Here is a 424-nt window from a genome sequence, read left to right as displayed (position 1 = left end):
ACCCGGGTATCTAATCCTGTTTGCTCCCCACGCTTTCGCGCCTCAGCGTCAGAAACGGTCCAGGTAGTCGCCTTCGCCACTGGTGTTCTTCCCAATATCTACGAATTTCACCTCTACACTGGGAATTCCACACTCCTCTCCCGCTCTCAAGTCTGCCCGTATCAGATGCACATCCCAGGTTGAGCCCGGGGCTTTCACACCTGACGTGACAAACCGCCTACGCGCCCTTTACGCCCAGTAATTCCGAACAACGCTTGCACCCTCCGTATTACCGCGGCTGCTGGCACGGAGTTAGCCGGGGCTTCTTCTCCGGGTACCGTCATTATCTTCCCCGGTGAAAGAGCTTTACAACCCTAGGGCCTTCATCACTCACGCGGCATGGCTGGATCAGGCTTTCGCCCATTGTCCAATATTCCCCACTGCA

The 424-nt window shown here is 56.4% G+C and carries 1 rRNA gene; it reads right to left on the bottom strand.

Going from position 1 to position 424, the window contains the following annotated elements:
• A 16S ribosomal RNA gene (locus HH110_RS19270) occupies positions 1-424 on the bottom strand; the annotation flags it as partial.

The organism is Stenotrophomonas sp. SAM-B, assembly GCF_013387485.1.
Taxonomy (GTDB): Bacteria; Pseudomonadota; Gammaproteobacteria; order Xanthomonadales; family Xanthomonadaceae; genus Stenotrophomonas; species Stenotrophomonas maltophilia_AA.
This window is presented reverse-complemented; position numbering and strand designations above follow the sequence as displayed.